Annotated in this window: 13 protein-coding genes; 5 read left to right on the forward strand and 8 right to left on the reverse strand. The window is 53.9% G+C overall.

Annotated elements, in window-relative coordinates:
• The first annotated feature begins 2 nt into the window (after positions 1–2).
• Entirely contained in the window at positions 3–1,289 is a 1,287-nt protein-coding gene (locus G6Q29_RS14805) for an ABC transporter substrate-binding protein (RefSeq protein ID WP_165466219.1), read from the forward strand.
• A gap of 42 nt (positions 1,290–1,331) precedes the next feature.
• Here G6Q29_RS14805 and araE read toward each other — a convergent pair whose 3' ends face one another.
• The 3 genes from araE to kduI all read right to left on the reverse strand — a co-directional run bounded on the left by araE (position 1,332) and on the right by kduI (position 4,721).
• Positions 1,332–2,747 carry an arabinose-proton symporter AraE gene (gene araE, locus G6Q29_RS14810; protein WP_165466220.1) on the reverse strand — a complete coding sequence of 472 codons (1,416 nt, stop codon included), beginning with the start codon at positions 2,745–2,747 and terminating at the stop codon, positions 1,332–1,334.
• 312 nt (positions 2,748–3,059) lie between these two features.
• Positions 3,060–3,821: a 2-dehydro-3-deoxy-D-gluconate 5-dehydrogenase KduD gene (gene kduD, locus G6Q29_RS14815; protein WP_003862835.1), complete on the reverse strand. Its 762-nt coding sequence runs from the start codon at positions 3,819–3,821 to the stop codon at positions 3,060–3,062.
• A 63-nt stretch (positions 3,822–3,884) separates the two neighbouring features.
• Positions 3,885–4,721 carry a 5-dehydro-4-deoxy-D-glucuronate isomerase gene (kduI, locus tag G6Q29_RS14820; RefSeq protein WP_165466221.1) on the reverse strand — a complete coding sequence of 279 codons (837 nt, stop codon included), beginning with the start codon at positions 4,719–4,721 and terminating at the stop codon, positions 3,885–3,887.
• A gap of 300 nt (positions 4,722–5,021) precedes the next feature.
• Here kduI and G6Q29_RS14825 point away from each other — a divergent pair, with 300 nt between their 5' ends.
• Positions 5,022–6,197, forward strand: coding sequence for an oligogalacturonate lyase family protein (locus tag G6Q29_RS14825; RefSeq protein WP_165466222.1), 1,176 nt, complete (start codon positions 5,022–5,024; stop codon positions 6,195–6,197).
• Positions 6,198–6,351: 154 nt separating this feature from the next.
• Here G6Q29_RS14825 and G6Q29_RS14830 read toward each other — a convergent pair whose 3' ends face one another.
• The 3 genes from G6Q29_RS14830 to G6Q29_RS14840 form a co-directional block, all read right to left on the reverse strand.
• A complete protein-coding gene (locus G6Q29_RS14830; protein WP_165466223.1) occupies positions 6,352–7,035 on the reverse strand; it encodes an oligogalacturonate-specific porin KdgM family protein in 684 nt (227 codons plus the stop codon).
• Between the two features lie 317 nt (positions 7,036–7,352).
• On the reverse strand, positions 7,353–8,531 hold the full coding sequence (locus G6Q29_RS14835; protein WP_165466224.1) for an acetyl-CoA C-acetyltransferase: 1,179 nt from the start codon (positions 8,529–8,531) through the stop codon (positions 7,353–7,355).
• A gap of 92 nt (positions 8,532–8,623) precedes the next feature.
• Positions 8,624–9,490, reverse strand: a complete 867-nt coding sequence (locus tag G6Q29_RS14840; RefSeq protein ID WP_165466225.1) for a LysR family transcriptional regulator — start codon at positions 9,488–9,490, stop codon at positions 8,624–8,626.
• A 102-nt stretch (positions 9,491–9,592) separates the two neighbouring features.
• Here G6Q29_RS14840 and G6Q29_RS14845 point away from each other — a divergent pair, with 102 nt between their 5' ends.
• Together G6Q29_RS14845 and G6Q29_RS14850 are read left to right on the forward strand one after the other, a co-directional pair.
• Positions 9,593–10,057 (forward strand): multidrug/biocide efflux PACE transporter, encoded by a 465-nt coding sequence (locus tag G6Q29_RS14845; protein ID WP_165466226.1) that lies wholly within the window; start codon positions 9,593–9,595, stop codon positions 10,055–10,057.
• Positions 10,058–10,171: 114 nt separating this feature from the next.
• On the forward strand, positions 10,172–11,401 hold the full coding sequence (locus G6Q29_RS14850; RefSeq protein WP_165466227.1) for an amino acid permease: 1,230 nt from the start codon (positions 10,172–10,174) through the stop codon (positions 11,399–11,401).
• A 183-nt stretch (positions 11,402–11,584) separates the two neighbouring features.
• On the opposite strand, the gene G6Q29_RS14855 is transcribed toward G6Q29_RS14850, so the two are convergent.
• Both G6Q29_RS14855 and yjdI read right to left on the reverse strand, forming a co-directional pair.
• Positions 11,585–11,857 (reverse strand): GNAT family N-acetyltransferase, encoded by a 273-nt coding sequence (locus G6Q29_RS14855; protein ID WP_059370842.1) that lies wholly within the window; start codon positions 11,855–11,857, stop codon positions 11,585–11,587.
• Between the two features lie 10 nt (positions 11,858–11,867).
• A complete protein-coding gene (yjdI, locus tag G6Q29_RS14860; protein ID WP_165466228.1) occupies positions 11,868–12,098 on the reverse strand; it encodes a 4Fe-4S mono-cluster protein YjdI in 231 nt (76 codons plus the stop codon).
• A 453-nt stretch (positions 12,099–12,551) separates the two neighbouring features.
• On the opposite strand from yjdI, the gene G6Q29_RS14865 reads away from it, so the two are divergent.
• Positions 12,552–12,740, forward strand: a complete 189-nt coding sequence (locus G6Q29_RS14865) for a general stress protein (RefSeq protein WP_022651794.1) — start codon at positions 12,552–12,554, stop codon at positions 12,738–12,740.
• Positions 12,741–12,821 lie beyond the last annotated feature (81 nt).

Genomic DNA, 12,821 nt, shown 5'->3' on the forward strand with positions numbered 1-12,821 from the left:
AAATGAAAAAAGTGCTTTTAAGCGCAGCAATCTCAGCGACCCTGGGTCTTACCGCTTTGCCATCGATGGCGCAGAATGTGGATTTACGGATGTCCTGGTGGGGCGGCAACGGCCGTCACCAGGTCACCCTGAAAGCGCTGGAAGAGTTTCATAAGCAGAACCCGGACATCAACGTGAAAGCGGAATACACCGGCTGGGACGGTCACCTCTCCCGTCTGACCACCCAGATTGCGGGCGGCACCGAGCCGGACGTGATGCAGACGAACTGGAACTGGCTGCCTATCTTCTCCAAAACCGGTGATGGCTTCTACGATCTGAATAAGATGAAGAACGTAATCGACTTAACCCAGTTCGATCCCAAAGAGCTGCAAACGACCACCGTGGACGGCAAGCTGAACGGCATTCCGATTTCGGTGACGGCGCGCGTGTTCTACTTCAATGACGAGACCTGGAAAAAAGCGGGTATTGCCTACCCGAAAACCTGGGACGAGCTGATGGCGGCCGGTAAAACCTTCGAGAGCAAGCTCGGCAAGCAGTATTACCCGGTCATCCTGGAGCACCAGGATACGCTGGCGCTGCTGAACTCGTACATGATCCAGAAGTACAACATTCCTGCCGTGGACGAGAAAACCAGGAAGTTCAGCTACACGAAAGAACAGTGGGTGGAGTTCTTCCAGACCTATAAAAAGCTGATCGACAGCCACGTTATGCCGGACACCAAATATTATGCCTCCTTCGGTAAGAGCAACATGTATGAGATGAAGCCGTGGATCCAGGGCGAATGGGGCGGCACCTACATGTGGAACTCCACCATCAACAAATATTCCGACAACCTGAAGCCACCGGCGAAACTGGAGCTGGGCAGCTACCCAATGCTGCCGGGCGCCACCGATGCGGGCCTGTTCTTCAAACCGGCGCAAATGCTGTCGATTGGAAAGACGACCAAACACCCGGAAGCGGCAGCGAAGCTGATTAACTTCCTGCTCAACAGCAAAGAAGGGGTTGATACGCTGGGTCTTGAGCGCGGCGTGCCGCTGAGTAAAGTGGCGGTGCAGTATCTGACCGAAGACGGCACCATTAAAGAGGACGATCCTTCCGTGGCGGGCCTGCGCCTGGCGCAGTCGCTGCCGGCGAAGCTTACCGTCTCACCGTACTTTGACGACCCACAGATTGTGGCGCAGTTCGGTACCTCATTGCAGTATATCGACTACGGTCAGAAAACCGTGGAAGAGACCGCCGCTGACTTCCAGCGTCAGGCGGAGCGTATTTTGAGACGTGCGATGCGGTAAACACAAAGCCGGGTGGCGGCTACGCCTTACCCGGCTTTAAAATCACACGCCAATGTCGCGTAGTTTCTCCCCTCTCATCAGCTTGCGTTCAATATGCTCCAGGGTCACGCCTTTGGTTTCCGGGATCAGCCAGAATGTCACGCCGATAAACGCCACGTTCAGCACCGTATAGAGCCAGAAGGTGCCTGCCGCGCCAATCGCATCCAGCAGCGTCAGGAAGGTCGCGCCAATGATCATATTCGACACCCAGTTGGTGGTGGTGGAACAGGTGATACCAAAGTCGCGGCATTTCAGCGGCTGAATTTCAGAGCACAGGATCCACACCACCGGTGCGGCGCTCATCGCGTAACCGGCGATGCACATCATGGTCATGCCGACTGAGAGCCAGGAGAGGCCGCTTGACGCCGTGCCGTTATCGAACTGCATCAGGCAGTAGCCGAGTATTAAGGTGCCGAGCGCCATCACGCTAAAGCCAATTTTCAGGGCCGGTTTACGTCCGGCCTTATCCACGGTGAACACCGCGATAAAGGTGGCGAACATAAAGGTCAGCCCCACCACCAGCGTGGCGATCATCTGCTGTTCGGTAGTGGTAAAACCGGCCATTTTAAAGATGCGTGGGGCGTAATACATGATGATGTTCATCCCCGTAAACTGCTGCATTGCCTGTAACAGCATGCCGAGAAACACCGCGCGGCGCACGTTGCGGTTCGCCTTAAACAGCGACCAGCCGCCCTGCTTCAGCTTCAGGCTTTCGCGGATTTCGTTCAGCTCTTCACGCGCTTTTTCAGACGTGTCGCGCAGCATGCGCAGCACCTCTTCCGCCTCCACGTGACGCCCTTTTTGCGCCAGCCAGCGCGGGCTGTTCGGCAGGAAAATGACTAACACAATCAGCAGCACCGCAGGCAGCGCCAGCACGCCAAGCATTGCCCGCCAGTTGCCGCTGTAGCTGAAGTACGTATCCGACAGGAACGCCAGCACGATACCGAGCGTCACCATCAGCTGGTACATGCTGATCATCTTCCCGCGCACGTTTTCACTCGCCATTTCAGAGAGATAAAGCGGCGCGGTATAGGACGCGATACCCACCGCCACGCCCAGCAGCACGCGGGACAGCAGCAACACTTCAACGTTGGTGGCAAACGCCGAACCCAGAGAGCCAGCAACAAACAAAATCGCCCCGACCATCAGGCTGTATTTGCGCCCGAGACGGAACGACAGCCAGCCGTTGAAGAGCGCACCGATGGCCGCGCCCAGCATCATGCTGCTCACCACCCACTCTTGCAGGCGGTTACTTAACGTAAAGTGGTCGGTAATAAAGGGCAGTGCGCCCGCGATAACGCCGATATCCAGACCAAACAGTAAACCGGCTACGGCGGCCGCAACAGAAACAAACTGGTTCATACGTCGGGTATCGCGCAGCGCAGCGGGCATAAGGGTAGAGTCATTTACAGATGTCATAGTTTCCTGCCTCAACAGCGAAATTCGTTAAGTGAAATTACGAGATACCGGAAGAAAGTGTCAGGCCGGAACTGGTGAAGATATGGATTTTTTCGCTACGACATATCGTTCTGTGATGGACATTACAATTTCAAATTAGGGTGGTTTAACCTTATTTTTTATTAATTAGTTAATATTTAAGCAATAAATGTGTGATACCCGTCATTCATTCCTTTTTAGTATGGATTTTTCATCTTTAAGGATATGGATAAAGGCAATTTTGGCGCAAAAAAAACCTCCACCCGAGGGCAGAGGTTCTGTAATGGGGCTGACTTAACGTGCCAGCCAGCCGCCGTCCACGGCAACGGTGTAACCGTTAATGTAATCTGACGCCGGAGACGCCAGGAACACAACCGGCCCCATCAGATCGCTCGGCAGACCCCAGCGCCCCGCTGGAATACGCTCCAGGATTGCCGCGCTGCGCTCTTCATCCGCACGCAGCTGCTGGGTATTGTTGGTGGCCATGTAGCCCGGCGCAATCGCGTTGACGTTGATGTTGTGCTGCGCCCACTCGTTCGCCAGCAGACGGGTCACGCCCATCACGGCGCTCTTCGATGCGGTGTAGGACGGCACGCGGATGCCGCCCTGGAAAGAGAGCATGGAGGCAATATTAATGATCTTGCCGCCTTTCCCCTGGGCGATGAAGTGCTTCGCCGCCGCCTGAGACATGAAGAACACACTCTTGATGTTCAGGTTCATCACGTCGTCCCAGTCCGTTTCGCTGAAGTTAATCGCGTCTTCACGACGGATCAGGCCTGCGTTGTTGACCAGAATATCAATATGCCCGAACTCCGCCACCGCGCGATCCAGAAGTTCAGGGATCGCATCGATTTTGCGCAGGTCCGCGGTCAGGCTCAGGAAACGGCGGCCCAGCGCGGTGACGCGCTCAATGGTTTCCGTTGGCTCAACAATGTTAATCCCGACGATATCACAGCCCGCTTCCGCCAGACCTAACGCCATACCCTGCCCCAGTCCGGTGTCACAACCGGAAACCACAGCCACTTTACCTTGCAGAGAAAATGCATCCAGAATCATGTTTGTTCCTTACTCGTTCAGCGCCTGTCACCAACAGGCAGATTTATGCTTAACTGCCTGCGACTAGCGCAGATCCTTAACAGCGACGTGGTCCATGTCATCGAAGACCTGGTTTTCACCGACCATCCCCCAGATGAAGGTATAGGCTTTCGTTCCCACGCCAGAGTGAATAGACCAGCTCGGGGAAATGACCGCCTGCTCGTTGTGCATGACGATATGGCGCGTCTCCTGCGGCTGACCCATCATGTGGAACACGCAGGCATCTTCATCCATGTTGAAATAGAAGTAGACTTCCATGCGGCGCTCGTGGGTATGGCAAGGCATGGTGTTCCACAGGTTGCCCGGCGCAAGCTCGGTCAACCCCATGCTGAGCTGGCAGGTTTCCAGCACATCCGGAACGAAGTATTTGTTGATGGTGCGACGGTTGCTGGTGAGGTTATCGCCAAGGGTCACCGGGGCAACGTCCGCTGGCGTGACTTTTTTGGTTGGGTAAGTCGTATGAGCCGGGGCGCAGTTGTAGTAAAACTTCGCCGGTTTGCTGGCATCAATGCTGGCGAAAACCACTTCTTTCGCACCTTTGCCGACGTACAGCGCGTCGCGGTGACCAATTTCGTAGCACTGGCCATCGACGGTAATGGTGCCCGGCCCGCCAATGTTAATCACGCCCAGTTCACGGCGTTCGAGGAAGTAGCTCACGCCCAGCTGTTTGCCCACTTCACCGCCCACGGAGACGGTTTTCGCCACCGGCATAATCCCGCCCACAATAATGCGGTCAATATGGCTGTAGACCATGGTGTACTTGTCGGCTTCGAACACTTGCTCAACTAAAAACTCACCGCGCAGCCCCTGAGTATCCAGCGTTTTAGCGTGCGCACTGTGGATGCTTTGTCTGACGTCCACGTAAACCTCCAGAATTGATCGTGCCCGAAGGCAAAGATAAATAACGAAACAATGTTCCGTTTTCGTGATGAACACATATTATCCCCTGACCAAGGGGTTTTCAATTACATTTAAAACAACGTTTCATTTTTTCTGCGTGTTTATGCCAGAAATGGTGTTTCGATCACGATAAATCTTTAAGACATTCAATCTGGTTAAGGAAACTGAGAAATTGCGCTGTCAGTCACACATAATGAAACATCGTTTTGATAATTTAACACCCAGTTTTCAACCTACTTTACGCGTTTAAAGGAGTGCATTATGGCTAAAGGTATGCGGGTCAAGCTGAACTACGAGGTCAGCCGCGATCCGGATACAGGCGTGGAAGTCACCCGCCTGACCCCACCGGAAGTAACCTGTCATCGCAACTACTTTTACCAGAAGTGCTTCTTTAACGATGGCAGCCACCTGCTGTTCGCCGGGGAGTTCGACGGTCACTGGAACTATTACCTGTTGGATCTGAAAAACGCCGAAGCGGTACAGTTGACCGAAGGCGCGGGCGATAACACCTTTGGCGGGTTCCTCTCTCCGGACGATAAATCCCTCTACTATGTGAAGAACGATCGTACCCTGCTGGAGGTGGATTTACAGACGCTGGCAGAGCGCGAAGTGTACCGCGTCCCGGAAGAGTGGGTCGGCTACGGCACCTGGGTCGCGAACAGCGACTGCAATAAACTGGTAGGTATTGAGATTGCCAGACGTGACTGGACGCCACTCAACGACTGGAAAATTTTCCACGACTTCTTCCACAAAGGGCCGCACTGCCGCCTGCTGCGCGTGGATCTGAGATCGGGTGAAAGCACCACCATTCATGACGAGAAGATCTGGCTGGGCCATCCGATTTATCGCCCGTTCGATGACAATACCGTGGCCTTCTGTCATGAAGGGCCGCACGATCTGGTCGACGCCCGCATGTGGCTGGTCAACGAAGACGGCAGCAACGTACGAAAAGTGAAAACACATGCGGAAGGTGAAAGCTGTACACATGAATTTTGGGTGCCGGACGGGTCCGCGCTTATCTACGTCTCTTACCTGAAGGGTCAGCAAGGGCGCACCATCTCCCGCTTCAACCCGGACACCGGCGTGAATGAAGCGGTAATGAATATGCCCGCCTGTTCGCATCTGATGAGCAACGTTGACGGCACTCTGCTGGTTGGCGACGGTTCCGGCACGCCTGTCGATGTGAAAGACACCGGCGGCTACACCATTGATAACGATCCTTATCTGTATGCCTTTGACGTGGCGAAGAAAGCCTATTTCCGTATCGCCCGTCACGACACGTCATGGGCTACGGTGGCGAACAGCCGTCAGGTAACCCACCCGCATCCGTCCTTTACGCCGGACGAGAAAGCGGTGCTGTACAGTTCCGATAAAGACGGCAAACCGGCCCTCTATATCGCGAAACTCCCCGAGCAACCTGAAATGTTGCATGCCTGACTTGAGTTAGTGTTTCTGTAACTGGCCTTGCCCTCCGATTCGGAGGGCTTTTTTTTGAGTGATTACGCGACATACGAAACGACGAAGTGGAGTAAAGGTGTAGACCGGGTAAGCGTTAGCGCCACCCGGCGGTTTTAGCGAAGAAGATGGATTATCAGAAGGAGTACGCCACGCCTAAACGGAAACGGGTCTGGCGTTCGTCCGTGTCTTTAACCCCCACGTTGCCCACCTCAACATACGGCGCCCAGTTTTTATCCCATTTGTAGGCCAGCTTGGCGTTATATTCGTTGGAATAATCTTTATTGTTATTTCGGGCCACGCCTTCAGAACTTTTTGCGTAAACATAGTTTAGCTCGGTACGCCAGTCGCCTAATACCCAACCCACCCACGCATCGCCACGGTTAACTTTATCATCGTCCTTATTTGAGCTTGACGGGTAGCGGGTATATTCGTAACGGTAACGCGCGGCTACATAGAAGCCATTATCGAAGCTATATTGCACATGCAGATTCGGTTTATAAATGGTGCGGCTGTCTGTGCTTTCAATCGTAAATGCTGGCGTCAGGGCGATATTGTCTGTCGCTTTCCAGCGCCAGCTAATCTGATCTTCGTGACCGTTGCCTACCACATCCGCGAAGGGCTGATCTGCCTTGTCCCCGCCTGATTTCCACTTCGCCTCGACTGAAAAACCGAAGCCATTATCAAAGCGATGCGAGACGGCAACACGGTCAGCATTCGAGCCGCTGTCGATATATTCATGACGTAGATCGACAGTGACGGCACTAGCCGTAAAAGAGGCACTAATAAGGGAAGCAAGGAGCAGAGATTTCTTAAACATGAAAAAATCCTCAATTAAAATAACGTTTCGTTTTTATGAAATTAGAGTTTATTTTTTATGCACCGTTATTTTAGTGACAAAGATCGAAATTATTTGTTTCATTTTTTTTGGCAAAGATCGACGTGAACCTCATCAACAAAAGGAACGTTTTAACCGTAAATTCCAGGCGTCAGATCACATTAAACGCTTCGCAAGGAGAATAATTAACCGTGTAATAATTATTGCGTGCCTAAGAAAGAACGCAGAAGTGTTAAAAAAGGATTCTGCGGAAACAAAAAAACCTCCCGTGGGAGGTTTTCCGTGCGCAGAGGGGGAAATTACCGTTCGATAGCCAGGGCCACCCCCTGCCCTCCGCCAATGCAGAGCGTTGCGATCCCTTTTCGGGCGTTACGCTTTTTCATTTCGTGGACGAGCGACACCAGAATACGGCAGCCGGAGGCGCCAATGGGATGGCCCAGCGCGATCGCACCGCCGTTGACGTTGACCCGCAGCGGATCCCATTCCAGCATTTTCCCGACCGAGATCGCCTGTGCAGCAAAGGCTTCGTTGACCTCAATCAGATCTACATCGTTCAGCTCCCAGCCCGCCCGCTCCAGGCAGCGGCGCGTGGCATAGACCGGGGCGATCCCCATTAACGCGGGATCAACGCCCACGCTGGCAAACGCTTTGATGCGCGCCAGCACCGGCAGCGCCAGCTCCTGGGCTTTGCTTTCACTCATCATCATCACCGCCGCCGCACCGTCGTTAATGGATGAGGCATTGCCTGCCGTTACGGAACCGAGCGTTTCAAAGGCCGGATCGAGTTTTGCCAGCCCTTCTGCGCTGGCATCGGTACGCGGCTGCTCGTCGGTATCGACGATGAGCACTTCGCCGTTCTGGCGCGGGGTCGTAACCGGGACAATTTCATCGCGAAAACGCCCGGCGTCGATCGCTGCACGCGCTTTTTGCTGTGAGCTGAGGGCATACGCATCCTGAAGCTCGCGGCTGATACCGTATTCCCGCGCCAGGTTTTCCGCCGTTACGCCCATATGGTAGTCGTTGAAGGCGTCCCACAGCCCGTCGTGAACCAGGCTGTCAAGCAGCTGGCTGTTCCCGAGCTGCGCGCCGGTCCGGCTGTCGGTCAGAACATGCGGCGCGCGGCTCATATTCTCCTGCCCGCCGGCAATGACCACGTCCGCTTCACCGCACTGGATGGCCTGCGTCGCAAGATGGAGCGCTTTCAAACCTGAACCACAGACGTCGTTGATGGTAATCGCCGAAACGGTATTAGGCAGTCCGCCCTTCAGCGCCGCCTGGCGCGCAGGGTTTTGTCCCGCGCCAGCGGTCAGCACCTGGCCGAGGATCACCTCATCAATTTCATGTGCGGCAATCCCGCTGCGTTCCACCAGCGCTCTGACCACCACGCTGCCGAGATCAACCGCAGAGTGACGCGCAAGCGCTCCCTGAAAACAGCCGATAGCCGTACGTAACGCACCCACTATAACGACATCTTTCATCACGACCTCTGTGCAAAATGACACGACGATAGTAGAGGATTGTTATCAACAATTGACGCAAATGTTTAAAATTAGTGAGTCTAGTCACAGGATTATCGTGCGTCCTGCAAGTACTGGCGCAGCCAGCTTCCGGCGACGCCGGGCGGAGATCGTTTGTTCCACACCAGATCGATAGCAATCGACCTCGGCCAGCCCGGCACGTTCAGCTGCACCAGCGATTTCGACGCGGCAAATTCCTCGACCAGCGCACAGGGTAACGCGCACCAGCCAAAGCCCTGTACCGCCATACTCAGCAGTAACAGGTAATTCGGCGCAGACCAGACCGGCCCGCGCGCAAGTGGCGCTTCCCGTTCAAGATAGGTACTCAGCCGCAGCTCGCGCCAGCCATGCAGCTCGTCCGCCTGCGTCTCATGTTGCCCTGCCAGAGGATGTCCGGCAGACACATAAATGGCCATCCGCGTCTGCATAGGCAGGCGGGTCGCGCCAATATCGGTCGGGTAGCTGTCGCGCGCTTCCGTCAGGCCAATTTGCGCCCGCTCCTTTTGCAGCAGATCGATCACGTCCTCCTCTTCCCCAATCAGGCACTCGAATTCCGTGTGCGGAAATCGCTGGTCGAACTGGCTCATCATCTCTTCCAGTACGGCCGGGTTAAGCGTATCGGAGAGGACAAAAGTAAAACGCGCCTCCGTTTGCGCCGTTAAGGAGACGGCCAGTTCGTCCAGGCGCGCGCTGGCGGCGAGGATCGACTGGACATAGCCCAGCACCTGTTCCCCCTGGGCGGTTAATACCGGATGACGCGCCGAACGGTCGAACAGCTCAAACCCAAGGTCAGCTTCGAGGTTGGCGATGGAGGTGCTGATGGTGGACTGACTTTTGCGCAGCCGTCTTGCCGCAGCTGAAAACGAACCTGCGGCGACCGTTTCAACAAACGCGGTCAGTGCTTCGGGAGAATAACGCATGATGTATCTACTTTATCGATGGGTACCATCTTTTATATATCACCTTAAACGATAAGAATAGGCCGCATCAACGCCCATACTGGCGTCTCTAATGAGGTAAATATGCAACATCAGGATGCACTCCAACGTAAATTGCCGGAGCGGATCTTCCATGCCGTCTGTTTTGAAGGCATTGCCACGGCGATCCTCGCCCCGACGGCCGCGTGGCTAATGCAGCGCCCGGTGGTTGAAATGGGGGGTCTCACCATCATTCTGGCGACCACGGCAATGCTCTGGAACATTATCTATAACTTTGGCTTCGACCGTTTCTGGCCCGTTCAGCGGGTGAAGCGCACGGCAAAAGTGCGCGCCCTGCATGCGCTGGGTTTTGAATGCGGCTTTATTGTGATTGGCGTAACCCTCGTTGCCGCCGTGCTGGGCGTGACGCTGCTCCAGGCCTTCACGCTGGAGATTGGTTTCTTCCTGTTCTTCCTGCCGTACACCATGCTCTACAACTGGGCGTACGACACCCTGCGGGAGAAAATCATCAAGCGCCGCCAGCAACGACGCGCCCTGGCAAGCGAATAACCTTCCGGCCGGAGACCTGCTCCGGCCCCCCCTGCGAAGCAACGGCGACCTCAACGCATAATTATGGTAAATTGCACTCCTTTTTGTTCGTTTTATAGTTGATACGTTGCTCTAATGTCGAAAATTTGGTCAAAAGAAGAGACTCTCTGGAGTTTCGCCCTCTACGGCACTGCCGTGGGCGCAGGAACCCTGTTCTTGCCCATTCAGCTCGGCTCTGCTGGCGCGATTGTCCTGCTGATCACCGCCCTTGTGGCGTATCCCTTAACCTACTGGCCGCATAAAGCGCTGGCGCAATTTATTCTGTCGTCAAAGACGAAAGGCAACGAAGGGATCACCGGTGCCGTTTCCCATTACTACGGCAAAAAGATCGGCAACTTGATCACCACGCTCTATTTTGTGGCCTTCTTTGTGGTGGTTCTGATTTACGCGGTGGCGATAACCAACTCACTCACTGAACAGCTGGCGAAACGGATGACGGTGGATACCGGCGTGCGGATGCTGGTGAGCCTGGGTGTGGTGCTGGTTCTGAATCTGATCTTCCTGATGGGGCGACACATTACTATTAAGGTGATGGGTTTCCTTGTCTTTCCGCTGATCGCCTATTTCCTGTTTGTCTCGCTGTATCTGACGGGCAGCTGGCAGCCGTCGCTGCTGACCAGCCAGATGGCCTTCGACCAGCATACGCTGCACCAGGTGTGGATTTCGATCCCGGTGATGGTTTTTGCTTTTAGCCATACTCCGATCATCTCGACCTTCGCCGTGGATCGTCGCGAGAAATACGGTGAAGAGGCGATGGGTAAATGCAAAAAAATTATGAAAGTGGCGTACCTGATCATCTGCCTCAGCGTGCTGTTCTTTGTGTTCAGCTGCCTGCTTTCGATTCCACCGTCCTATATCGTGGCGGCAAAAGAGGAAGGGGTGACGATCCTGTCCGCGCTGTCGATGATGCCTTCCTCCCCGGCCTGGCTGGGCATTTCCGGCATTATTGTGGCGATTATTGCGATGTCGAAATCGTTCCTCGGCACCTATTTTGGCGTGATTGAAGGGGCAACGGAAATTGTGAAATCGTCGCTGAATCAGGTGGGCGTGAAGAAAAGCCGCGCCTTTAACCGTGCGGTTTCTATTCTCGGCGTGTCGCTGATTACCTTTGCGGTCTGCTGCATCAACCCGAACGCCATCTCAATGATTTACGCTATCAGCGGTCCGCTTATCGCCATGATCCTGTTCATCATGCCGACGCTGTCGACGTACCTGATCCCGTCGTTAAAACCGTACCGCTCCATCGGTAACTTGCTGACGCTGATTGTGGGTGTGCTGTGTGTGTCGGTGATGTTTGTGGGTTGAGTATGTCGTTTTTCCGTTCACCTTACGATTGGTTGTTAATCTTACACCTGAACCTGTGAACGGGATAAGGGGGCCACCGCGGCCCCCTTCACACGTTCACCGCAGCGGGCGTTTCAGATAGCAAAGATGCTGTAGCGAACGGAACAATTCTATGGCCCTGCCAAAGAAGGCTTTATCAGAAAGTCACGCCCGAATATCGTCATACTCCCGCGTATTATCAAACTCATGCTTCGCAAACGGACACAGCGGGATAATTTTACGGCTCTCCCCGCGCATCTTCTCCACCACTTTTGCCACCAGCTGCTTACCCACACCCTGCCCTTTCAGGCTTGGATCCACATCGGTGTGCTCGATGATGCTCAGATGCTCGCCGGTCGGGACAAAGACGATCTCCGCGACCTGATTGCCTTCGGCATCGTTGACGTAAAACTTGTTATGGCCTTCAAGAATTTCCATGGTTCCTCGCTTATTTTTGGCGGTACTTCAGCGCACCGCTCGGGCAGGTATCAATTACGCGCACAACCGTTTCTGCATCCACTTCATCCGGTGCGATCCACGGTTTACGCTTCAGGTCGAATAGCGCCGCGCTGCCGCGCACGCAGTTGCCCGAGTGTTTGCAGATCCCAGTGTTAAAGTAGACATCAATCTTCTCACCGGTATAGGCCCGGTATCCTGCATCCAGTAACTCCCGATCCATGACATTGCCTCTCTAATTATTGTGGTGACAAAAGAAGCATACCCTCAGCCGATCCGCCTGACCACGTCAAAAACGAGGGTTGGCCACACTCTTTTCAACACGTTATTTCGCCAGACACTTAAGATTACTCCGAATACAGAGGAAACCGTTGCGAGGATATATTTTTGCGCTGTGTCAACTCTTGTAATAATTCACGCCACGTTCACATTAGGATTATTAGCCAGGCGAAATCCCAACATCCAGATTTATTTCTCCCTAAGCGGTGGATTTACCTTCCATTTTTAAACTTCGTAACGAAGCGGTATTTTCTGAACGCCTGCAAAATTTCCGCAAAACAACCCAGACAAGAAATTTGACTCTTCTCACATAACGACTAATGTTAATTTCTGAACGACAACTGATACGAATTACTTATCGTATCACCTGACATAAACGCAACATGAGGGTTGATATATGGCAGAGCAACATCGTGGTGGTTCCGGTAATTTCGCTGAAGACCGTGAAAAGGCATCAGAAGCTGGACGTAAAGGCGGCCAGCACAGCGGCGGTAATTTCAAAAACGATCCGCAACGCGCATCTGAAGCGGGTAAGAAAGGGGGACAGAACAGTCACGGCGGAGGCCGTAAATCTGATAACTCCTGATCTTACATAAAGCTCTTATAAATATACCGAGAGCATGCTGCGGGCCCGTCGGCTCGCAGTACCTTCCCTTTATTTCACTGG

The sequence above is a fragment of the Enterobacter cloacae genome, assembly GCF_011078175.1.
Taxonomy (GTDB): Bacteria; Pseudomonadota; Gammaproteobacteria; order Enterobacterales; family Enterobacteriaceae; genus Enterobacter; species Enterobacter cloacae_Q.

Bases quoted from the DNA above. Each gene is read 5' to 3' on its own strand.
- G6Q29_RS14805 (WP_165466219.1), top strand. From the start codon at position 3: ATGAAAAAAGTGCTTTTAAGCGCAGCAATCTCAGCGACCCTGGGTCTT.
- araE (WP_165466220.1), bottom strand. From the start codon at position 2,747: ATGACATCTGTAAATGACTCTACCCTTATGCCCGCTGCGCTGCGCGAT.
- kduD (WP_003862835.1), bottom strand. From the start codon at position 3,821: ATGATTCTGGATGCATTTTCTCTGCAAGGTAAAGTGGCTGTGGTTTCC.
- G6Q29_RS14825 (WP_165466222.1), top strand. From the start codon at position 5,022: ATGGCTAAAGGTATGCGGGTCAAGCTGAACTACGAGGTCAGCCGCGAT.
- G6Q29_RS14830 (WP_165466223.1), bottom strand. From the start codon at position 7,035: ATGTTTAAGAAATCTCTGCTCCTTGCTTCCCTTATTAGTGCCTCTTTT.
- G6Q29_RS14835 (WP_165466224.1), bottom strand. From the start codon at position 8,531: ATGAAAGATGTCGTTATAGTGGGTGCGTTACGTACGGCTATCGGCTGT.
- G6Q29_RS14840 (WP_165466225.1), bottom strand. From the start codon at position 9,490: ATGCGTTATTCTCCCGAAGCACTGACCGCGTTTGTTGAAACGGTCGCC.
- G6Q29_RS14845 (WP_165466226.1), top strand. From the start codon at position 9,593: ATGCAACATCAGGATGCACTCCAACGTAAATTGCCGGAGCGGATCTTC.
- G6Q29_RS14850 (WP_165466227.1), top strand. From the start codon at position 10,172: ATGTCGAAAATTTGGTCAAAAGAAGAGACTCTCTGGAGTTTCGCCCTC.
- G6Q29_RS14855 (WP_059370842.1), bottom strand. From the start codon at position 11,857: ATGGAAATTCTTGAAGGCCATAACAAGTTTTACGTCAACGATGCCGAA.
- yjdI (WP_165466228.1), bottom strand. From the start codon at position 12,098: ATGGATCGGGAGTTACTGGATGCAGGATACCGGGCCTATACCGGTGAG.
- G6Q29_RS14865 (WP_022651794.1), top strand. From the start codon at position 12,552: ATGGCAGAGCAACATCGTGGTGGTTCCGGTAATTTCGCTGAAGACCGT.